The sequence below is a fragment of the Dechloromonas sp. ARDL1 genome (genome assembly GCF_051122455.1).
Classification (GTDB): Bacteria; Pseudomonadota; Gammaproteobacteria; order Burkholderiales; family Rhodocyclaceae; genus Azonexus.
In genome coordinates this window covers 3,977,586-3,998,582 of sequence record NZ_CP168939.1, presented here as the reverse complement: position 1 = coordinate 3,998,582, position 20,997 = coordinate 3,977,586, and the positions used below count along the sequence as shown (strand labels likewise).

23 protein-coding genes are annotated in these 20,997 nt (G+C 63.5%); 17 read left to right on the top strand and 6 right to left on the bottom strand.

Annotated features, from left to right (window positions below):
- The first annotated feature begins 22 nt into the window (after positions 1-22).
- A complete protein-coding gene (locus AB6Q56_RS19760; RefSeq protein WP_434514730.1) occupies positions 23-589 on the top strand; it encodes a Tll0287-like domain-containing protein in 567 nt (188 codons plus the stop codon).
- A gap of 266 nt (positions 590-855) precedes the next feature.
- Here AB6Q56_RS19760 and AB6Q56_RS19755 read toward each other — a convergent pair whose 3' ends face one another.
- The gene (locus tag AB6Q56_RS19755; protein ID WP_434514729.1) at positions 856-2,448 is read right to left on the bottom strand and encodes an FAD-binding oxidoreductase; all 1,593 of its coding nucleotides are present in this window, start codon (positions 2,446-2,448) and stop codon (positions 856-858) included.
- Positions 2,449-2,886: 438 nt separating this feature from the next.
- On the opposite strand from AB6Q56_RS19755, the gene AB6Q56_RS19750 reads away from it, so the two are divergent.
- From AB6Q56_RS19750 to AB6Q56_RS19725, 6 genes are all read left to right on the top strand, one after another.
- A complete protein-coding gene (locus AB6Q56_RS19750; protein WP_434514728.1) occupies positions 2,887-3,531 on the top strand; it encodes a hypothetical protein in 645 nt (214 codons plus the stop codon).
- A 333-nt stretch (positions 3,532-3,864) separates the two neighbouring features.
- Positions 3,865-4,908, top strand: coding sequence for a hypothetical protein (locus AB6Q56_RS19745; RefSeq protein ID WP_434514727.1), 1,044 nt, complete (start codon positions 3,865-3,867; stop codon positions 4,906-4,908).
- 26 nt (positions 4,909-4,934) lie between these two features.
- Positions 4,935-5,345: a hypothetical protein gene (locus AB6Q56_RS19740; protein ID WP_434514726.1), complete on the top strand. Its 411-nt coding sequence runs from the start codon at positions 4,935-4,937 to the stop codon at positions 5,343-5,345.
- 13 nt (positions 5,346-5,358) lie between these two features.
- Positions 5,359-5,697 (top strand): transcriptional regulator, encoded by a 339-nt coding sequence (locus AB6Q56_RS19735; protein WP_434514725.1) that lies wholly within the window; start codon positions 5,359-5,361, stop codon positions 5,695-5,697.
- 313 nt (positions 5,698-6,010) lie between these two features.
- Positions 6,011-6,286: a hypothetical protein gene (locus AB6Q56_RS19730; protein ID WP_434514724.1), complete on the top strand. Its 276-nt coding sequence runs from the start codon at positions 6,011-6,013 to the stop codon at positions 6,284-6,286.
- Between the two features lie 172 nt (positions 6,287-6,458).
- Positions 6,459-7,295 carry an HpcH/HpaI aldolase/citrate lyase family protein gene (locus AB6Q56_RS19725; RefSeq protein WP_434514723.1) on the top strand — a complete coding sequence of 279 codons (837 nt, stop codon included), beginning with the start codon at positions 6,459-6,461 and terminating at the stop codon, positions 7,293-7,295.
- 52 nt (positions 7,296-7,347) lie between these two features.
- Here the strand turns inward: AB6Q56_RS19725 and AB6Q56_RS19720 are convergent, their stop codons facing one another.
- Entirely contained in the window at positions 7,348-8,235 is an 888-nt protein-coding gene (locus AB6Q56_RS19720; protein WP_434514722.1) for a LysR substrate-binding domain-containing protein, read from the bottom strand.
- A 111-nt stretch (positions 8,236-8,346) separates the two neighbouring features.
- Here AB6Q56_RS19720 and AB6Q56_RS19715 point away from each other — a divergent pair, with 111 nt between their 5' ends.
- The 8 genes from AB6Q56_RS19715 (at position 8,347) to ptsP (ending at position 15,358) form a co-directional block, all read left to right on the top strand.
- Positions 8,347-9,207, top strand: a complete 861-nt coding sequence (locus AB6Q56_RS19715) for an FAS1-like dehydratase domain-containing protein (RefSeq protein WP_434514721.1) — start codon at positions 8,347-8,349, stop codon at positions 9,205-9,207.
- Positions 9,208-9,219: 12 nt separating this feature from the next.
- On the top strand, positions 9,220-10,398 hold the full coding sequence (locus AB6Q56_RS19710) for a CaiB/BaiF CoA transferase family protein (protein ID WP_434514720.1): 1,179 nt from the start codon (positions 9,220-9,222) through the stop codon (positions 10,396-10,398).
- Positions 10,399-10,452: 54 nt separating this feature from the next.
- Positions 10,453-11,460, top strand: coding sequence for a TRAP transporter substrate-binding protein (locus tag AB6Q56_RS19705; RefSeq protein ID WP_434514719.1), 1,008 nt, complete (start codon positions 10,453-10,455; stop codon positions 11,458-11,460).
- Between the two features lie 45 nt (positions 11,461-11,505).
- On the top strand, positions 11,506-11,883 hold the full coding sequence (locus AB6Q56_RS19700; protein ID WP_434514718.1) for a VOC family protein: 378 nt from the start codon (positions 11,506-11,508) through the stop codon (positions 11,881-11,883).
- Between the two features lie 149 nt (positions 11,884-12,032).
- Positions 12,033-12,914 (top strand): DMT family transporter, encoded by an 882-nt coding sequence (locus tag AB6Q56_RS19695; protein WP_434514717.1) that lies wholly within the window; start codon positions 12,033-12,035, stop codon positions 12,912-12,914.
- A gap of 23 nt (positions 12,915-12,937) precedes the next feature.
- Positions 12,938-13,327, top strand: coding sequence for a PTS sugar transporter subunit IIA (locus tag AB6Q56_RS19690; RefSeq protein ID WP_434514716.1), 390 nt, complete (start codon positions 12,938-12,940; stop codon positions 13,325-13,327).
- A 13-nt stretch (positions 13,328-13,340) separates the two neighbouring features.
- Positions 13,341-13,610, top strand: coding sequence for an HPr family phosphocarrier protein (locus AB6Q56_RS19685; RefSeq protein WP_434514715.1), 270 nt, complete (start codon positions 13,341-13,343; stop codon positions 13,608-13,610).
- A 5-nt stretch (positions 13,611-13,615) separates the two neighbouring features.
- The gene (ptsP, locus tag AB6Q56_RS19680; protein ID WP_434514714.1) at positions 13,616-15,358 is read left to right on the top strand and encodes a phosphoenolpyruvate--protein phosphotransferase; all 1,743 of its coding nucleotides are present in this window, start codon (positions 13,616-13,618) and stop codon (positions 15,356-15,358) included.
- Positions 15,359-15,409: 51 nt separating this feature from the next.
- Here ptsP and AB6Q56_RS19675 read toward each other — a convergent pair whose 3' ends face one another.
- A complete protein-coding gene (locus tag AB6Q56_RS19675) occupies positions 15,410-15,997 on the bottom strand; it encodes a tetratricopeptide repeat protein (protein ID WP_434514713.1) in 588 nt (195 codons plus the stop codon).
- A 199-nt stretch (positions 15,998-16,196) separates the two neighbouring features.
- Between AB6Q56_RS19675 and AB6Q56_RS19670 the strand changes: the two genes are divergently transcribed.
- Together AB6Q56_RS19670 and AB6Q56_RS19665 are read left to right on the top strand one after the other, a co-directional pair.
- Positions 16,197-18,467: a TonB-dependent receptor plug domain-containing protein gene (locus tag AB6Q56_RS19670; protein ID WP_434514712.1), complete on the top strand. Its 2,271-nt coding sequence runs from the start codon at positions 16,197-16,199 to the stop codon at positions 18,465-18,467.
- Positions 18,468-18,535: 68 nt separating this feature from the next.
- The gene (locus AB6Q56_RS19665) at positions 18,536-19,105 is read left to right on the top strand and encodes a Crp/Fnr family transcriptional regulator (protein WP_434514711.1); all 570 of its coding nucleotides are present in this window, start codon (positions 18,536-18,538) and stop codon (positions 19,103-19,105) included.
- On the opposite strand, the gene AB6Q56_RS19660 is transcribed toward AB6Q56_RS19665, so the two are convergent.
- From AB6Q56_RS19660 to AB6Q56_RS19650, 3 genes are read right to left on the bottom strand one after another with little or no spacing between them, the layout of a single operon-like run.
- Entirely contained in the window at positions 19,102-19,512 is a 411-nt protein-coding gene (locus tag AB6Q56_RS19660) for an ExbD/TolR family protein (protein ID WP_434514710.1), read from the bottom strand. The genes AB6Q56_RS19665 and AB6Q56_RS19660 overlap by 4 nt on opposite strands.
- A 2-nt stretch (positions 19,513-19,514) precedes the next feature.
- Positions 19,515-20,249 carry a MotA/TolQ/ExbB proton channel family protein gene (locus tag AB6Q56_RS19655; RefSeq protein WP_434514709.1) on the bottom strand — a complete coding sequence of 245 codons (735 nt, stop codon included), beginning with the start codon at positions 20,247-20,249 and terminating at the stop codon, positions 19,515-19,517.
- A 17-nt stretch (positions 20,250-20,266) separates the two neighbouring features.
- A complete protein-coding gene (locus AB6Q56_RS19650) occupies positions 20,267-20,938 on the bottom strand; it encodes an energy transducer TonB (RefSeq protein WP_434514708.1) in 672 nt (223 codons plus the stop codon).
- Positions 20,939-20,997: the final 59 nt, after the last annotated feature.

The window sequence follows — 20,997 nt, the reverse complement described above, 5'->3', positions numbered from 1 at the left end:
ATCTAATTTATCGGAGCACGCCATGAAATCCCTCCTTTCCGTCGCACTGCTGATTTCCGCATTGCCCAGCTTCGCCCAGGATATCGTCGCGCTGACCGCCGAGACGAAGAAGATCGTTCTGCCAGTCGTCCCCAAGGTAGTCAACGCCATGCAGGAAGCCGTAGCGGACAAGGGCGTGGCCGGTGCCATTCCCGTCTGCAAGGAACAGGCGCCCGAACTGATCAAGGAAAAACACCAGGAAACCGGCTGGGACATCCGCCGCGTCAGTCTCAAGACACGCAATGCCGAGCGCGCCACCCCCGATCTCTGGGAAGCCCGCCAGTTGGCCGATTTCAACATTCGCGCAGCCCTGGGCGAGAAGATCGACAGCCTGGAAAAAAGCGAGATCACAACCGTCGATGGCAAACCGGTATTCCGTTACATGAAGGCGCTGCCGGTCGGCGATGTCTGCCTCAAATGCCACGGCCCGGCCGAGACGCTCGATAGCGGACTGAAAAACGTGCTGACGACCACCTACCCGCACGATCAGGCCACCGGCTATGCCAAGGGACAGATTCGCGGTGCGCTGACGGTCAAGCGCCCGCTGTAGCATCCAGCCCCACGCACCGGCACCGCGCTGGCGCGCCAAGGTCATGATGCAGCGACATGCCCGGGTTCAAAGCAACCCTGAGCATGTCGCCGCGTGCGAGCGGAGAGTGCTCATGAGCAGATGCATCCTCATCAGCTATCGCCTCCTCGATTACCTGGCCGATATTGATCATCTTGCCGCTCACGCCGCGACTGCTCAGCTGGCCCCCCCTATCTGCTAGACAGCGTGCCAGCCGACCAGACAAACATGCCGACGCCCTTGTCGCACTAAACCTGGCACGCTGAATAGCGCCCCGGCGCGATGATGCCGTTCGGATCGAGGGCGGTTTTCAGGTGCCGGTGCAGTTCTGCCTGCTCCGAACCCTCCTCATGGCCGATCAGATCCATGTAGTCGACTCCCAGACGATACGGAGGCCAGCCCTGACGCAGGCCGGACTGCACCAGATCGCGATAGCAGGCCTTGGCCCGCCGCACCTCGTCCGGCAGCCTCCGATCAAAGAGCAGCGGGATGGTCGCCGACAGTACGCGGGACGAGCGGGAAGTGACCGCCAGCAGTGGGTCGAAGCCGTGGCGGGCCAGCACTTCGCCCATGATCTCCCGGTAGCGCCGTACCGACTGCGGTGTAAACGGTAGCAGCGGCGCGTACCAGAGGATACCCTGCCCGTCGCGTGCCGGATGGGCCGAGGTATCGAGCAGGCGGCTGGACGATTCGAGGGCGTAGGCGATTTTCAGGAAGGCGGTGATCGGCACGCCCTCGACGGTTCCCAGCGCATTGACCAGCGAACCGAGATGGCGCCGCAGGCTGGGAAAGAAGCTACCGGGCAACAGCCGGAAAAGCCGCTGCAGCAGACGTACCTGCCCGGTGCTGAAACTCCAGATGCGGCATCCGTCCACACGCCGGCGAATATCGCGCACCGCACCGCGCACCGAGGCTTTCGAGCCGTAGAGCGTACCCAGCGCCGTCCAGCTCGATATTTTGCGGCGAAGCGCTTCGCCTGCCAGGTATTCGGCCCGTTCGGCGCCGCGTCGTGTCGTGGCGAGCGGTGCGTCCGGCTGGGTCGCCAGGATGCGGCTGTCGTTCATCATGATGATGCCGCCGATGCCGGGGATTTCCTCGACGATGCCGCTCAGCGCCGCCTGGCTGGCCTCGAAGCGCGCGTCGGAAGCCCATTCGAAGACCAGGATGCGGCAATCCTCGGGCATGCGCGCCAGTTGCACTGTCGCCTGCGTAGCGATACCGAAGCTGCCCTGGCGCAACAAGCCCGCCCAATAAGGACCGGTTCCCATCCGCCAGCGCTCGGCCAGATCCTTGCAATCGAGCGCCTGATAGACGTGGCGGAAAGGCAGGCCGCTACCCCAGAAACCGCGCAGCTCGGAGATCGCCTCGAAGTGGTCGACCACCGGCGTCAGGCCGTAGCCGCCGTCGAGCGCGTTGCCGAGGATGTTGCCGTTCGGCCCGACCCCGGTGGTCGGCACCAGCAGGCGGGCACCGGCGCGACGAATGGCCTGTTCGAGATCGTGCTGGGTGACCCCCGGCTGGATGCGTGCCACGGCCGCTTCACTGTCGATCTCGATCTGCTTGAGCAGCGACAGATCGACCAGCACGCTGCCGGCATGCACAGGCTGGGCGGTACCGTAGCCGAAATTGCGGCCGCCGCTGATCGGCCACAACGGCACGCGATGGGCATTGGCCGCCACCAGAATGCGCGGTACCGCGGCCACGTCGGTAACCACCAGCGCCCCGGCCGGATAGCGTGTCGCCGCACCGGTATCCGGGCGATACGGTTCGAGCGCACCCGGTTCATCGATAACCAGCAGGCCGGGAACATTGCGTAGCGTGTCGTAAAATGTTTTGAGCATTGCAGACTCCTGTTGTGAATGGGAGCCGCCATGGAAACCGAATTATTTCCATATGTCATTTCTTCATGCCATGCCCCGGTATCGAAGAACCGAGACATCGCTCGATACCCGCGCTTGGCGCGAATTTCGTGCTTCGCAATCGGGAGAATCGGGAAAGGATGACCGGCAAACTTGCTGATTGCTCCCCCGCCCCGGGGGCACAAGGTATGCCCCAGGGACTCAGCCAGGACTCGCCCTGAATATCACCCGGAATACGCTCGCCGGCTGGCTGGCAATCCTGCACGCCGAGACGGCTTGAGGAACGCAACAGGGTACGTCGTCAAACACATCCAGCACGCCATGGACATATCCTTGCCGGATAAGTATCCTTCCGCGCGCCTATTTTCTCTCCGACCGCTTTCCGATCCATTTTCCGCAACAAAAGGCAGATACCCCTCGATGAATTTCTTCCACCACGCCGCCAGCCCCGCCGAACGAATCGTGCTGGCGATCCTTGTCGTCGCCGGGATCGTCGCCTGCGGCTGGGCGCTCGCCCATATCGCCACCGCCATCCTGACCGGGGTCGGCCTGATGATCGCCGTCGCCACAACAGGATTTGCCACAGCTGGCGCCGTAGCCAGTTGGATGCCGGCCGCCACCAGTATCGGCGTCGCGGCTGGCGGGGCCAGCCTGTGCGTATTTGTGGTCGGCAAGGTTGTCGAGTCGGGAAAAAAGCAACCATATGAGTGGAGCCTGCCAGCACTGACCGCCTTGGCCGTATTCTTTGTCGACATGACCAAGGAAATTGCTTTTTCCACACAACTGGAAAGAGCTACGTTCGCGGTAGTCACAGCCTTGCTCACGCTGGTCAGCGGTTTCTTGCTGATGCAGCCCAAATGGGGCGTCAAGGTAATCGGCTTTTTGCTGCCTTTCTTTCCGGTGTTGATCGTTGTGCTCGTCTATCTGCAGGACAAACAAATCGAAAGCCTGTTAAACGACATACTCGCGGCCGGCTCCATGGGTGCAATAGGACTGGTCGGTGCCATCGTCATCGCGCTCCTGACCGGTATTCTCGGGCTGATGTTGAGCGACAAATCCCGCTGACCACCATGTGCAAAACACTTTGAGAAGTGCTCAGAATGGCCAGAGCGGACAATAGCCCGGCCGACGCACTCGATAGCGCTGTTAAAAACCGGCCGACCACCACCTGACCGCACAACCTGGCCGCCGGATACGCCAAGCGACTGATTCGCGATGCGCTGACGGTCAAGCACCTGCTGCAACAAGCAATCAGGAGCCGGGGTGGCCGGCGGCCTGAATCCGGCAATATGGCCGCGTACCGACCGACGGTCACATGCCATGTGCAAAACGAACGGTTGACACTCTGCAATTCAGAGTTATAAGCTCTGCAATATAGAGTTACCAATCCGCAAGCTCATGACCGTTCCAGCCCAGCAACTCGCCGCCATTCAATCCATGCTCGCCGCCGGCCATCGCAACCTGCGCATCGAGCGGCACAGCCTGCCCCTATGGGGCATTCCAGCCGGCCTGCTGTGGGCACTGTCGGAATTCATCCTGACGCCGGAACAATTGCCCGATCTAACCCAGCGTGCGCTCGCCTGGCTCATGCTGATGGCAACCGTGCTGGCCACGGTCGGTACGCTCGACTGGTACTGGACGCGGCAGACCAAGGCGGCGCGCGACGAGGCCTGGTCTTTCATTCATCGCCAGGTAATCAAGATCTGGTGGTTGATGATGGGCTTGGCCACGCTGGCCACCTTCGCCATGTTTTTCTACGGCGGAGCTTACATGGTGTGCGCCGTCTGGCTGGTCTGCCTGGGTATCGGCCTGTATGTGCACGGCTTGTTTTCCGAGGAACTGCTGGAGTGGGCGGGCCTGCTTGCCATGCTGATCGGGATAGGCGGGCTGGTCGCTCAATTCCCTTACGAAACCATGCGCTGGATAGCCGCCGCCGTCTTCGGCATCGGTCTGCCGCTGCTGGGCCTGATGCTGGACCATGGTCGGCATCGTCCTGCCTTGTTCCGACTCGGCCAGATGTTGCTCTGGCTTTCGGCCGTGCTGATCGGCCCGCTGCTCATCGAAACGACTGCCCACCGCGAGGGGATTCCCGACACCCGGGCAGTGCCGCTTGCCGAATTTCGGGCTGACCCGCAGGCCCGGGAAGGTAGCCGCATTGTCGCCATTCCGGCCGGTACCGCCGTTCCGATCGAGCTGGAACTGGGTGGCGACCTGTTCGTTGGCAACGTCGGCAAATCCGGGATGACGCTGAACACCGCGCAAGACATCGAACTGCTCGTCCGCGATGGCGAACTGACCGGTGACGTGCGCCTGGCCGGCGGCGACTGGCAGCAATCGCGCCGCGTACGCTGGATTTCCATTCCCTGGCTGAAAGCAACGCTGACGCCCGCCCAGGGGCCACTCGTGACCGGTAGCCTGATCGTGCAGATTGGCGCCCGCTGAATTCTCTTTCGCTCCTGGAGTCGCTCATGAAAACCTGCCGCCCCACCTTGCTTGTGGTCGTTACCCTCGCGCTCGGCGCCTGTGCCAACCTATCCGCACCTTCGGCGGCCGACATTGCCCGTCTGCCGGTCGTTGACTATGGCCAGAACCCACCCGCCGACGAGTTTGTGCTGCGCTACCCAGCGGGCACCGACCTGCCGGTCATCGCCCGCTTCGAAGGCTCGCTGCTGGAAAAAACCGACCGGGCAATAATGACAGTGCGTATCAAGCGCGATGTATACGTCTATCGGGAGCTGGCCAGCCTCGACGGAAAATCCTGGCAACCCGGCAACCAGGTTGTCGGTGGGCGTGTATGGATGACGCTGCCGGGCCACAAGGATCAAAAACTGGATGCCGTCAGCGCCGGTGAGATCGGTGCCGAATTCAACCTGAAATAGCGACTGATTCCCCATGGAAGAACTCGATCCCCTGCTCCATCAGCCACTCCGCACGCAACTGGTAGCTTTCCTGGCGGGTGCCGGCGAACAGACCTTTTCCGACCTCAAGCGCCAACTCGGCGTATCGGATGGCAACCTGGATGCCCACCTGAAAAAACTGCTGGCTGCCGATTACGTTGCGGTGCGCAAGGAGTCCGGAAACGGCCGGCCGCAGTCGTTCTTCGTACTCACACCACGAGGCTTGGCCGCACTCAACGACTACGTCCGCGCCCTACAGCGCCTGCTGCCGCTGGCCGGCAGCAGCGACGCACTGCCCGCTGGACTTCCCGGCCGCAGGCTTGCGGCCGACTGAGCGACGCCGACTCCTCATCGGGTTGGCGCTATCTCTGTCATGCCATTTGTTGTTCTTCGGCCTGGCTGAGCACCGTCGGATAGCGCATGCTCCGCGCGCAGCATTGCCGCTGATCGTCGCTTTGCAACCGGGAAAGGCCACGAATCCGGTATCGAAAATCGCTCCGTTAGGGGCTGGCAGCTCCCCGATCGTGTCCCCCCCGCCACGGCGGACTACGCCATCCGCAGCCCGAGCGCCATCCGCAACAACGCCAGAAGAAACTCACCAAGCCGGGGCCGGAAGCACGGCGTCTTACCTTCCGGATGCCGCCGGCTTGCTCGACGCCGCTCGGCGACAACTCGACAGCGAAAGCCGCAGGCGGATGCTCGACCCCATGTTTTCGCCCCCCGAAGTATCTGCTCGCGTGCGTCGGACTGATGCATTTGAGCGTGCCTTGGGGACCGGCACGCAACGTGTCGAACAATTGGCTGACGGTTCGGTTCGCGTCACGACCTCCAATGGCCGACAGCATTGCCTGCAGCCGATGCCGGAGGTGGTGGCGCGCGGCCTGCCCCAGGCGCCCATCAGCACGCCGACGAATTGCCCGTGAGTCGGCATCCGGCACCCCGCGCGAAACCGTCTGCCTCCCTAGGCCCAACGCCAACGCGTGGGCAGCAATGCCAAAATTCGCGATCAGGAAAGGATGACTCGAAAACTTGCCGATTGTGAGTCCAAGGCCCGGTCGCATAAGGTGTGCCACAAACACACATTCAGGAGCCGCCATGGACATCACCACGCTGCAAACCCTGCTCTTCGTTCCTGCCGACCGCCCGGAACGCTACGCCAAGGCCTTGGTGAGCGGCGCCGACGCAATCATCATCGACCTCGAAGATGCCGTTGCCACCGCCGCCAAGGACAAGGCCCGCCACATGCTAGCCGACTGGCTGGCAACCCAGCCCGCCAAATGCGTGCTAGTCCGCATCAACGCCATCGACACCCCCTGGTTCGCCAGCGACCTCGAACTCTGCCGGGCCCCTGCCGTCGCCGGCATCGTCTTGCCCAAGGTCGAAAACGCGCAGGCGCTCGCCGACATCGGCGAATTCGCCGGCAAGCCGCTGATGCCCATCATCGAGAGCGCTGCCGGGCTGGCCGCGCTGAACGCCCTGGCCGGCAGCCCGCACGTCGCCCGACTACTCTTCGGGAAACTTGATCTCGCCATCGACCTCGGCCTCGACTATCCGCCACCGCCCGGCGAAGACCCGGAAGAAAACGTCTTTCTCTTCGCCCGCAGCCAGCTCGTCCTAGCCTCACGCAACGCCAGCCTCGCCCCACCTGTCGACGGCGTCTACACCCCCCTCGACGATCCCGACGGCCTGATCCGTTACGCCAGGCGCGGCGCCCGTCTCGGCTTTGCCGGCATGTTGCTGATTCATCCCCGGCAAATCGACCCGGTACGCAGCGCCAACACCCCGAGCCCGGCACAAATCGACTGGGCCACCCGCATCGTCGCAGCCACCGAGAGCGCCGCCGGGAGCGCCACCACGCTCGACGGAAGCATGGTCGACGCCCCCGTCGTCACCCGCGCCCAACGCATTCTCCAGCGTGCCGGAGCGGCTTGAAAATATTCCACCGACACGGCCTGACCAGCTGAACCTTGGCTCACCGCCATCCTCAATCGGCGCGCCGCAGGTGTTCGACCAGCTGCCGCGCATAGCTGGGCAGCGCGTCGAGCGAACGGACTGCGATCTGCAGCCGGCGCTCGGCCCAGTCGTCGGCCAGCGGCACGACGGCGAGTGAGTTGGCATCACCGAAACGTTCGGCCGACGAGCGCGGCACGATGCCGATACCGAAACCGCATTGGGCGAAACGACAGACCGCGTCGAAACTGCGGGTTTCGACGCGGATGTGCATGCTCTTGCCCAGATGCTGCGCTTTTTCGTCGAGAAACGACTGGATCGCCGCCTGCTGGTCGAGGGCGATGAAATCCTCTTCGACCACCGCTTCGAAATGCAGCGCTGTCGCCCCGGCCAGGGGGTGATCACGCGCCATGACGACAACCAGCAGGTCGTCGCGGAAGGGGAAACATTCGAGCCGGCCGGCGTCGACGCTGGCCGCGAAGATACCAACGTCGGCCCGCCCTTCGGCGACGCGGCGAATCACTTCGACCGACAACACTTCCTCAATGCGGATATCGACCTGCTGGTGCTGACGCAGGTAGGCACCGACCGTTTCGGGCAGGAAGCCGAGCATGGCATTGGTGTTGGCAGCCAAGCGCACCAGGCCGCGAAAGCCGCGCGCATGTTCCTGCAGCTCAGCATTAAGCAACTGGAAGTCGTAAAGCCAGCTCCGGGCGTGACGCAGGAAGACACGCCCGGCCGGGGTCAATTCGACGCCGGCCTTGCTGCGGCTGAAGAGAACGCTGCCGGTTTGCTCTTCGAGCTTGCCGATGCGTTTGCTGACGGCGGCCAGCGCCAGATGGCAATGCTGACTGGCGGCGGTCAGCGAACCTTGTTCGGCCGCCGCGACGAATATTTTCAGGTCGCTGGTATCGAAATGCATGCTCGCCCCTCCCTTCGCAATCAGCGAAGGATATACCGAAAAATCGCCGATTAACAAAGAGTTGGCCTGCCCCTAATCTGCTTCCCGAGACGAACCAGAGGAGCAAACAAGATGTCCGGAACAATCGATACCGCCCTGCTGCAACAGTGGCAGGGCCGCCAGGAAGTCCTTTTTGACACCGCCACCGCCTTTCCGCTGCGCGCCCTGAAGGCGACGCTGGAAGCGCCTTACGTCCAATCCAGCAACATGGGCGAAACCTTGCCGCCGCTCTGGCACTGGCTCTATTTTCTGCCGCTGCATGCCCAATCGGCGCTGGGCGCGGATGGCCATGCCAAAAAAGGCGGCTTCCTGCCGCCGGTGCCGCTGCCGCGCCGGATGTGGGCGGGCGGCCGCTTTGGTTTCAGCACCCCGCTGCGCATCGGCGACCCCATGCAAAAGACCTCGACCATCGCTTCAATCAAGGTCAAGGAAGGGCGCAGCGGCCAACTGGTCTTCGTCACCGTGCGCCACGACATCGCAGTTGCCGGGCAGCCCCGCCTGTGGGAAGAGCACGACATTGTTTACCGCGATGCACCCGCTGCCGATGCGCCGATCGTGCCGCCAGTCAAGGCCGAAAGCGGTGCCTGGCGGCGCGAAATTGTGCCCGACGACGTGCTGCTTTTCCGCTATTCGGCGCTCACCTTCAACGGCCACCGCATCCACTACGACCGCCGCTACGTCACCGAAGTCGAAGGCTATCCCGGCCTGATCGTGCATGGGCCGCTGATCGCCACGCTACTACTCGACCTGCTGCAACGGGAAATGCCTGGCGTCGCGCTGACCGGCTTCGAATTCCGCGCCGTGCGACCGACCTTCGATACGCACCACTTCCACGTCAATGGCCAGCCTTCGGCCGACGGCAAGACTATCCGCCTGTGGGCCAGCGACCATGAGGGTTGGCTGACCATGGACGCCACCGCCACCCTGGCCTGAGGTAGAGCGACGATGCAACCCTTGCAAGGTATTACCGTTGTTTCGCTCGAACACGCCATCGCCGGCCCGTTCGCCACGCGCCAACTTGCAGATCTCGGCGCCCGTGTGATCAAGGTCGAACGGCCGGGCAGTGGCGATTTCGCCCGCGGCTACGACAAGCGGGTGCGCGGCCTGGCTTCGCATTTCGTGTGGACCAACCGTTCCAAGGAAAGCCTGTCGATTGACGTCAAGCACCCGCGGCTGGCCGATGCGCTGTTCCGTCTGGTGGCCGGGGCCGACGTGCTGGTCCAGAACCTCGCCCCCGGCGCAGCCGACCGGCTTGGTCTGGGTTACGAGACGCTGGCGGCGATCAACCCCGGCATCATCGTCTGCGACATTTCCGGCTACGGTTCGGACGGTCCCGACCGTGACCGCAAGGCGTACGACCTGCTGATCCAGAGCGAGTCGGGTTTTCTCTCGGTAACCGGCACGCCCGAAGAAATGTGCAAGGCCGGGCCGTCGATTGCCGACATCTCGGCCGGCATGTACGCCTACAGCAACATCCTGGCGGCGCTGCTCGAACGCGGGCGCACCGGCAAGGGCCGGCACATCGATATTTCAATGCTCGAATCGCTCGGCGAGTGGATGAGCTACCCGCTCTACTACGCCATCGACGACCAGCCGCCACCGCCCCGCGCCGGCGCCGCGCACGCGACGATTTTCCCCTACGGCCCATTCGAGGCGTCCGACGGCAATCGCCTCATGTTCGGTCTGCAGAACAACCGCGAGTGGGTCAGTTTCTGCCGCCTCGTCCTGCAGCGCGACGATCTCGCCAACGACCCGGCCTACGCCGACAACGCCGGCCGGCAAGCCGCGCGGCCGACGCTGGAGCCGATGATTCGCGACATCCTGCGCCAACTCCCGCCGGACGAAATACGCCGACGGCTTGATCAGGCGCAAATCGCCAATGCCCGCGTCAATAGCGTGCACGAATTGTGGTCGCATCCGCAACTGGCTGCCCGCCAGCGCTGGCGCAGTGTAGGCACGCCAGCCGGGCCGGTGCCGACACTGCTGCCACCCGGGAGCTGGCCGGAAGCCCCCCGCCTCGACCCGGTACCGGCGCTCGGCGAACACACCGACCGCATTCTCGACACGCTCGGCATTGATGCCGCCGAACGCGCCGCCTTGCGGGCTGCCGGCGCGATCCAGTAAGACCGCCCCCCGGGGCTGCCCGCAGTACCCACACCCATAACAGGAAGAGACATCATGAAAAAACTCGCAACCGCACTCCGTTTTGCACTGCCCCTGGCCCTCGGCATTCTTGCCGTCGGGCCGGCGCTGGCAGCGGACCCCATCGTCATCAAGCTCAGCCACGTCGTCTCGGTCGACACATCCAAAGGCCGTGGCGCCGAACAGTTCAAGAAGCTGGCCGAGGAACGAACGAAGGGCCGCGTGCAGGTGCTGGTCTATCCGAACAGCCAGCTCTACAAGGACAAGGAAGAACTGGAAGCACTGCAACTCGGTTCGGTGCACATGCTGATTCCGTCGCTCTCCAAGTTCGGGCCGCTCGGCGTCAAGGAATTCGAGGTCTTCGATCTGCCCTTTCTCTTCCCCGGCTTTGCCGAGGTGCACAAAATCACCGACGGCCCCCTCGGCCGGCAGATGCTCGACAAGCTTGAACCTCGCGGCATCAAAGGCCTGGCCTTCTGGGACAACGGTTTCAAGGTGATGTCGGCCAACAAGCCGTTGACGCTGTCGAGCGACGCCAAGGGCTTGAAGCTGCGCATCCAGTCGTCGAAGGTGCTCGAAGCGCAGATGCGCACGCTGGGCGCCCTGCCGCAGACCATGGCCTTCTCCGAGGTTTACCAGGCACTGCAAACCGGCGTCATCGACGGCACCGAGCAAACGCCGACACAAAGCTACAGCCAGCGTTTCCATGAAGTCCAGAAACACTATACGGCCACCAATCACGGTTATCTCGGCTACGCCGTCGTGGTCAACAAGAAGTTCTGGGATGGCCTGCCGCCGGATGTCCGCAGCGCGCTGGACAGCGCCATGCGCGATGCCACCGTCTTCGTGAACCAGCTGACCGAGAAGGAAAACGAGGACGACCTCAAGCGTATCGCCGCCTCCGGCAAGGCCAGCGTCACCCAGCTCACGGCCCAGCAGCGGGATGCCTGGCGGCAAGCCCTGCTCCCCACCTATGGGCAGGTCGAATCGCGTCTGCCGAAAACGCTGGTCGAGGCCATCCGCAAGGAAATCGGCGGAAAATAAACCACCATAGGCGGCGACCCCGCCTCCCCTCCCGGAGAAGTCCCCATGCTCGACCACCTGGATCACCTCGTATTGACCACGCGCGACACCGCCGCCTGCATCCATTTCTACGAAACGGTGCTCGGCATGCGGTGTGAAACCTTCGGCGACAACCGCACGGCCTTTGTTTTTGGCCGACAAAAGATCAACCTGCACGAATACGGCAAGGAATTCCTGCCCAAGGCGCACCTGCCGGTTCCCGGTGCGCTCGATCTGTGCTTCATCGCCAGTCGACCGCTGGACGAAGTCATCGCCCACCTGCATGCACATGGTGTCCCCATTGTCGAAGGCCCGGTCAAACGGACCGGCGCGCTCGGCCCCATCCGATCCATCTATGTGCGCGACCCCGATCTCAATCTGATCGAAATCGCCGAAGCTTGGTAAGATCAAGCACTCTCTGGAGAGGTCGCGCCGAAGCATGGTTTGGACAACCCGTCGTCGAGATCGAAAGAACGGCTGTCTGACAATTGTCGGCGCGTGCTCAGACCTCCATCCGGGGTTCTCGATATCACGTCACTTTCTCCGGACCCGAATTGCAACCATCGAACGCTTACGGCACTGGCCTGGCCCTTATTGCCGCACTTGGCTTCTCGCTCAAGGCAATATTCGTCAAGTTGGCCTATCCCTACGGCATCGATGCAATCACCTTGCTCGCCTTGCGTCTCGGCTTTGCGCTCCCTGTCTTTCTATGGGTCGGCCTGTCCAGTCAAAAGGCTGGCGACAGCCTGAGCCGCGAGGATTGGGGAAAGCTCCTGCTGCTGGCCTTCTGCGGCTACTACGGATCGAGTCTGCTCGATTTCTGGGGACTGGAATACATTTCGGCCGGGCTTGAACGGCTGATTCTATTCACCTATCCGACGCTGACCATCCTGATCGGCGTCCTATTCCAGGGCAAGCCCCTCACCCGGCGCGAAGGTATTGCCGTGGCACTGTGCTACACCGGCATCGGATTCGCCTTCGTGCATGACCTCAATTTCGGCGATACGCGCAGCGTGGTGATCGGCGGCGCCCTGGTCTTCGGATCCAGCATTCTTTACGCCGTGTATCTCTCCGGAAGCGGCCCAATGATCACCCGCCTTGGCGCCATGCGCTTCTCGGCGCTGGCCATGCTGATGTCGTCAGCCATGACGCTGCTGCATTTCATGGCCGCCCAGCCGTTCTCGGCTTTCATCCAGCCGCTGCCGGTCTACGGCTGGGGGCTGGCCATGGCCCTGTTTTCAACCATCGTGCCGGTATTCGCCCAGTCGGCGGCAATCCGCCGCATCGGCGCCGGGCGCGCCTCCCTGTATGGCATGGTCGGCCCCATCCTGACCATCGGTTTCGGCTGGTGGCTGCTCGGTGAGCACATTTCCGCCGCGCAGACCGCGGGCGCCGTCTTTGTTGTCGTCGGTATCCTGATCGTCAGCCGCAAGTAGTCGCTTCGGTTAGAATCCGGAGCATGATCGGCATTCTTCTCATCACGCATGGAAGCTATGGCGAGGCGCTCGTTCAGAACGCCTGCCACGTGCTGAACAAGCGCCCGCTGCAACTGAACCAGCTCGGCCTCTCCGCGCAGGACGACCCGCTCGACCTGCTGCCGCTGGCCCGCCAGATGTTGCGCCTGGTCGATAGCGGCCGGGGCGTGCTGGTGCTGACCGACATCTTCGGCGCCTCGCCGGCCAACCTTGCCCTCAAGTTGCTCGATCCGGGCCGTATCGAAGGCTTGGCTGGCGTCAATCTGCCCATGCTGCTGCGCGCCCTGAACTATCGCGACAAGGACTTGGAGACCCTGCTTGTCCGCGCCCGCGATGGTGGCCGCGACGGCATTCTCAACATGCAAGACCATTAACCGGAAACGATTCATGCTGACCCAGGAAACCGAAATCATCAACAAACTTGGCCTGCACGCCCGCGCCTCGGCCAAACTCACCCAGCTCGCCGGCAAGTACAAGTGCGAAGTGTGGATGACCAAGGGAACGCGCCGCATCAACGCCAAGAGCATCATGGGCGTCATGATGCTGGCCGCCGGCAAGGGCTCGAAGGTGACCCTGGAGACTGACGGCGCCGACGAAGCCGAGGCCATGGAGGCCCTGCTCGCGCTGATCGCCGACTACTTTGGCGAAGGGGAATAGACTCGATGAGCTTCACGCTACACGGCCTGGGCGTTTCCGGCGGCATCGCCATCGGGCGAGCCATGCTGATGTCGCACGCGACCCTCGAGGTCGCCCACCTGACACTGGCGCCGCGCCTGATCGACAAGGAAATCGAGCGCTTCGACGCAGCCATCAAGGCGGTCAAGGAAGAACTGATCCTGATGAAGGAAAATACCGAGCACGCGCCGGCCGAGCTCAACGCCTTCATCGACATCCACACCATGTTCCTGGAAGACCCGGAACTGGCCGAAAAGCCGCGCGACATCATCCGCGAGCGACGCTGCAATGCCGAATGGGCGTTGGTCCAGCAAATGGAGCATCTGGTCGACCAGTTCGATCAGTTCGAAGACACCTACCTGCGCGAGCGCAAGTTCGACGTGGTGCAGGTCGTCGAGCGCGTGGTCAAGGAACTGCTCGGCCACCCCGGTCGCGCCGCGCTGAAGAATGCCAAGAAGTCCAAGGAAGAAAGCCTGATCGTCGTCGCCCACGACCTGTCTCCGGCCGACACCATCGCCTTCAAGGAACACCGCTTCGCCTCGTTCATCACCGATGTCGGCGGCGCGACTTCGCATACCGCCATCCTTGCCCGCTCGATGGCAACTCCTGCCGTCCTCGGCCTGGAAAACGCCCGCGGCCTGATCCGTGACGGCGAACTGCTGATTGTCGACGGCCTGCGCGGCGTCGTCATCGTCAATCCGGATCAACGCATCCTCGACGAATACCAGCTGCGCAAGGAACAGATCGAGCTGGAGAAATCCAAGCTCAAGCGCCTGAAGACCGCCAAATCGGAGACGATCGACGGCGTTGAGGTGCAGTTGTTCGCCAATATCGAGCTGCCGGGCGATGTCCCGGTCGCCCTCGACTGCGGTGCCGAAGGCATCGGCCTGTTCCGTACCGAATTCCTCTTCCTCGACCGTGGCGACATGCCCGACGAGCAGGAGCAGTACGAGGCCTACAAGAAAGTGGTCAAGGGCATGGGCGGCCGGCCGGTCACCATCCGCACCTTCGACCTCGGTGCTGACAAGGATCTGAACCCGAACGCCAGCGCCGGCGACCGCGTCAAGACCAACCCGGCGCTCGGCCGCCGCGCCATCCGCCTGTCGCTGGCCGAACCGCGCATGTTCCAGACCCAACTGCGCGCCATCCTACGCGCCTCCAAGTACGGCCCGATCAAGCTGCTCATCCCGATGCTGGCGCATGCCCACGAAATCGACCAAACGCTGGCCGCGCTGGAACAGGCCAAGTCCAGCCTGCGCGGTGAAAAGGTGGCTTTCGACGAAAAAATCGAAGTCGGCGGCATGATCGAGATTCCCGCTGCCGCGCTGGCCGTCGGCCTGTTTCTACGGCGCCTCGACTTCCTCTCCATCGGCACCAACGACCTGATCCAGTACACGCTGGCCATCGACCGCACCGACGAGCAGGTCGCCGCCCTCTACGACCCGCTGCACCCGGCCGTGCTGATGCTGATCGCCCATACGCTGGCCAGCGCCGAGAAGGTCAACGTCCCTGTATCGGTCTGCGGCGAAATGGCCGGCGACCCGGAACTGACCCGCCTGCTGCTCGGCATGGGACTGCGCATCTTCTCGATGCATCCTTCGCAGATACTGAAGGTCAAGCAGCACGTGCTGAAGTCGGAGGTCAACGACCTCGCCCCCAACGTCCGCAAGATCCTCCGCCTGGACGAGCCGGGCAAGCTGCGCGAGGCGCTGGAGAAGCTGAACGGCTGAGGTCCGCGAGAAACCGGTCGGCATGCCGGCCCTCTCGGCAAGCCGCCGGGCTCAGCGAACCTGCATTGATCCCGCCAAGGCTGCCGTTGCCAGCGGCGGTTCGGCGGACAGACCGGCCCGCCGCTTCAGTTCCGCCAGCACTTGCACGGATGTCGCGCGCGAGGCGGCCAGTTGTTCGCGGCGATCCCGCTCGTCGATCAAGGCCCGCGCCTGCTGGCACCAGGCCAGCATCTTTGGCTCATGCGCATGGTGCAGGTGGTGTCGGCGGTGCATCGTAAACCACCGATGCGCCTCGGTTTCATCCACCACGACGCCTTGCCCTGTCTGGTACATCAGCCCGATCTGTAATTGCGATACCTTGTCGCCCTGTTCGGCAGCCTGTCGATACCACTGCAAGGCCTTCGCATAATCCAGAGGCACTCCATCACCGTACTGGTGAATGACGGCCAGGTTATAGGCAGCATCGACATTGCCCTGGTCGGCCCAGGAGCGCCATATCGCTACCGCCCGTTGCGTTTCTCCAGCCTTGTGCGCCATGGCGGCAAGACGCAAATCATCGTCGGCCGGTGTCGCCGATACGGTAACCCCGTACAGGGACAGACAAGCCATCAGGATATGACGGTACAGCAGTCGGCGCATGTTTGGTCTCCAGTCGTCCAGGCCGCCATGACGACTGAGAATCAGCCACGGCGGGATTATCGCCTTGAATGCTATGTCTTCCCCCCCGTGCTTTGGAATTAGACAAATTGTCGCGCGACAATTTGTCACATTCCCGCGTTCCGGCTGAGAGAGGAGAATCCCGCCCACTTACATACCAATAAAGTTCAGGGAGAACCACATGAGGTATCAACTCCGTCCATTGGCGACCGCCGTTGCGCTCGCCTGTACCGCCATGGCCTGGCAACAGGCCCATGCCCAGACGACGCTCAACGAGGTCGTCGTCAACGCCGGCAAGATACGCGATGCAGCGACACCGCAGCAGATCGGCTCGGCGGAGATTTCCGCCCAACACGCCATTACCCGCGACACGGCGGCGCTGCTGCGCGATGTACCGGGTGTCAGCCTTTACGGCGCTGGCGGCGTTTCCAGCCTGCCTGCGATCCACGGCCTGGCTGACGATCGCCTGCGCATCACCGTGGACGGGATGGATTTCATCGCCTCCTGCCCCAACCACATGAACCCGCCGCTGTCCTACCTGGACCCGGCCAACGTCGCCAAGATCAAGGTCTTCGCCGGCATCGCGCCCGTCAGCGTGGGCGGTGACAGCATTGGCGGCGCCATCGTCGCCGAAACCGCGCCGCCGCAGTTTGCCGCCCCCGGCCAGGGCACGCTGACCAAGGGCGAGATCGGTGCTTTCGCCCGCAGCAACAACAATGCCATCGGCGGCAACCTGGCGGCCACGCTGGCCACCGAGAGCCTCAGCATCAGCTACACCGGCGCGCTGGCCAAGGCCGACAACTACAAGGCTGGCGGCGATTTCCGGCAAAACACGGTAACCGGCCGCATCGGCCATACGGTGGCGCGCGATGAAGTCGGCTCCACCGCTTACGAAAGCCGTACCCATACCCTCGGCTTCGCCCTGCGCGGCGGCAATCACCTGGTTGAAGCCAAGTTCGGCTACCAGGATGTCCCGTATCAGCTCTACCCCAACCAACGCATGGACATGCTCGGCAACGAGCAGAAACGCGTCAACCTGCGTTACCTCGGCCAGTTCGACTGGGGTCTGTTCGAGGCCCGCGCCTATCACGAACGCGTCGATCACTTCATGGACTTCGGTGCCGACAAGCGGATCTGGTATGGCGCGTCATCAGGCAGCGGAGCGAACGGCTCGCCGTGTTCGCCGATCAGCAGCACCTGCGCCTACGGCATGCCGATGTACTCCGCCGGGCGGACCACCGGCATCAACCTCAAGGGTGACATCGAGCTCGGCCAGGGCGACCTGCTGCGCCTGGGCGCCATCTACCAGCATTACACGCTGAACGACTGGTGGCCGCCTTCCGGTTCCGGCATGTGGCCGGGCACCTTCGAGAATATCAACAACGGCAAGCGCAATCGCCTGGGCATCTTCTCCGAATGGGAGAAACGCTTCGGGCCGCAATGGACAACCCTGCTCGGCGCCCGCTACGAGCGGGTCGAGAGCGACGCCGGCAACGTTCGCGGCTACGGCACGGCCATGGGCAACCAGCAGGTCGATACCGCCGCCTTCAACCGCCGCAGCCACAACCGCAGCGACGACAACCTCGACCTGACCGCACTGGCCCGCTATACGCCGAGCCAGACTGCCGACATCGAATTCGGCCTGGCCCGCAAGGTCCGCTCACCCAACCTGTACGAGCGCTACACCTGGTCCACCTGGAGCATGGCGGCAGTCATGAACAATTTCGTCGGCGACGGCAACGGCTATATCGGCAACCTCGACCTGAAGCCGGAAAAGGCCTACACCGCCTCCTTCACCTTCGACTGGCACGCCGCCGACCGTAGCTGGGAACTCAAGGCCACGCCGTACTACACCCATGTCGACGACTATATCGATGCCGTCCGCTGTACCGCCGGCTCGGCCTGCACGGCCGCCAACAACAGTACGCGCAACCAGTTCGTGGTGCTGCAGTACGCCAACCAGTCCGCCCGCCTGTACGGCCTCGACCTCTCCGGTCGCGCGCCGCTGGCCAGGACCGGGTTCGGCGAGTTTGGCGTCAAGGGCCTGGTCAATTACACCAAGGGCGAAAACCGCGACACCGGCGACAACCTGTACAACATCATGCCGCTCAACGGCAAATTCAGCCTGACCCACCAATTGGGCGGCTGGGCGAATGCCATCGAATTTGTTGGCGTTCAGGGCAAGCAGGACGTATCGGGGGTGCGCAACGAAATCGCCACTGCAGGCTACAGCCTGACCCACCTGCGCGGCAGCTACACCTGGAAGAACGTACGCGTCGATTTCGGCGTCGAAAACCTCTTCGACCGCTACTACGCCCTGCCCACCGGTGGTGCCTATACCGGCCAAGGCCGGACGATGAGCCTCAACCCGGCCGACGGCAGCATGCCCTGGGGCATTGCCGTCCCGGGCATGGGCCGCTCGTTCTACGCCGGCCTCAACCTGAAGTTCTAGATCACTACCGCCAGCGATCAACCCCGGCCCGGTGCCGGGGTTTTTGCCATCTATATCGGAGATTTCGCATGCCGAGCCCGCACAACAGACCGCGCCAAGCACGCCAGGCCGACCCCGGCGCCGAAATCCACGCCGCCGGCAGCGAGGGCAAGGCATGGCGCGTGAGCGAAGGGGTCATCCGCTTCGACCACGTTGCAGCCGATGGCCATGCCGCCTTTGCCAGCCTGGCCATTGCCGGCGACATCATCGGCTGCGAGACGTTGCTGCTGGGCTGCTATACCTTCCGGGCCACGGCGCTGACCCATTGCCGCCTCGATCCGTGGCCGGAAGGCGGGAGCGCCGACAACGCGACCCTGCTCGCCTCGCTGAGCCGGGCGCAGCAGCGGGCGGCCGATCTGGTGGCGCTACGCGGTGGCCAAGCCAGCGACCGCGTCCTGGGACTGATCCGCCTGCTCACTGACCCAAACGGTCGCGTCGTGTTGCCCACGCGCCAGGACATCGCCGACATCACCGCCCTGCGCTTCGAAACCATTTCCCGCATCGTCAAGCAACTCGAACGCAGCGCGGTCATTCGCCCCATACGCCTCGACGGCGTTCATGCCACGCGCAGTTTCGCGCTGGCAAGCCTGGCGGGCTAGCGCGCCGGTTCGGTCAGAAAAGCGATCTTGACGATGTTGGCTCGCTGGGCTGCCGCCATCACGTCGGCGACTTTTTCGTAGGGCACCTTGCGATCGGCACGCAGATGCAGCTCCGGTTGCCGGCTGCTGGAGGCTGCGAAACGGCCATCCAGCGCATCGCGGGCCAGCGCTTCACCGTTCCAGAAAATCCGCCCGTCGATGTCGATCGCCAACTGGATCACCTCCGGCTTTTCGTCCAGCTTGGTGGCCGAAACCTGGGGCAGGTCGATCGGCACCGCCTGCTGGAAAAGCGGGGCGGTGATAATGAAGATGACCAGCAGCACGAGCATCACATCCACCAACGGCGTGGTGTTGATTTCGGCCATTGGCTGGCCGGCTCCACCTTCGTCGAAACTCCCGAACGCCATGATCAGACCACCTGCTTGGCGCGCGCAGCAGCAATGTCGACCAGCTGGGTATTGCCGCCGACCCGGACGCCGGTTGTCAGGTAGGCGTGCAGGTCATGAGCGAAGCCGTCGAGCTGCACGGCCAGGAGCCGGTTCGAACGCGTGAAGGCATTGTAGGCCAACACGGCAGGAATGGCGACGAAGAGGCCGGCGGCCGTCATGATCAGGGCCTCGCCCACCGGACCGGCCACCTTGTCGAGGACCACTTGGGTGGCGCCGGAAAGCCCGACCAGCGCGTGATAAATGCCCCAGACCGTTCCGAACAGGCCGATGAATGGCGCCGTCGACCCCACCGAGGCAAGAAAGGTCAGCCCGCGCTCGATACGCGCCTGGGTATTGACGATGTGCGAACGCATGGCCCGAGTGACGAATTCGCTGGCGTTGACCCCGGCACCAATACCGCGTGCCGCATTCTGCTGATGCGCCTGCGCGGCATGGGCTCCAGTCAGCGCCAAACCGGCGAAGACACCGGACGGATCGTCGCGGCGCAGGGCCTCAAGCGCCTCGGGCAGCGAATTGGCGCTCCAGAAGGAGTTCAGCACGCGATCCGGCGACCGCGAGGCCCGCCAGGCCGACAGCAGCTTGCCGAGAATGACCGTCCACGAAGCGACCGAAAGCAGCGCCAGTATCACGGCGGTGGTATGTGTCACCAGGTCGCCCTGGCTCCAGAAGTGGGCCAGGCCCATGGATGAATGCATGAAATTTCCTTTGTGAATCAGTCAAGCGCAAAGGCGATCGGGACGACCACCGACGAATCAATCGGCTCATCACCGCGCCGGGCCGGAACAAAGCGCCAGCGCCCCACGGCATCCATGGCCGCGGCATCGAGACGTGGAAAACCGCTCGACTTCGAAACGACCACGTCCAACGCGGCGCCCTGGGCGCTGACACGCACCTTCAGCAGCACCTTGCCCTCCTCGTTCAGGCGACGGGAAAGCGCCGGATAGACCGGCTTCGGGTTATGCAGGTAGTCGGCATCGAAGCGCGCGGCCACCACGGCGACCGGTGCCGGCACCGGTGGTGCGACGGGCTGCGGCACCGGGGGAACCGGCGGTTGCGGGGCCACGATAAAGCTGCTGGGGGCCGCCGGGGCGGGTACTGCCAGAACCGGTTGCGGCTGAACGGGCGGCGGCTTGCGCACTGGTGCTTTTGGCGGCGGGGGCGGCAGAGGCTTCGCTGTAGCCGGCGGCTCCTCGATCATGGGCAATAGCCGGACGCTGATGCTGGACGGCAGGGCAATAAGCTCGTTCTTGACCGAAAAGAAAAGCAGGGCATAGGCCAGCACGGCATGCAACAGGACGACGGCCAGAAGGTTGACAGCCCGCTCCGCTGGCGAGGAATGGGGCTCGACCAGATCCAGAGGCGGCAAGACCAGCGCCTCGCTCACAAGCCTTGATCCATATCAAAATACATATATAAAACAGCCGCTTACGATGAAACACATTG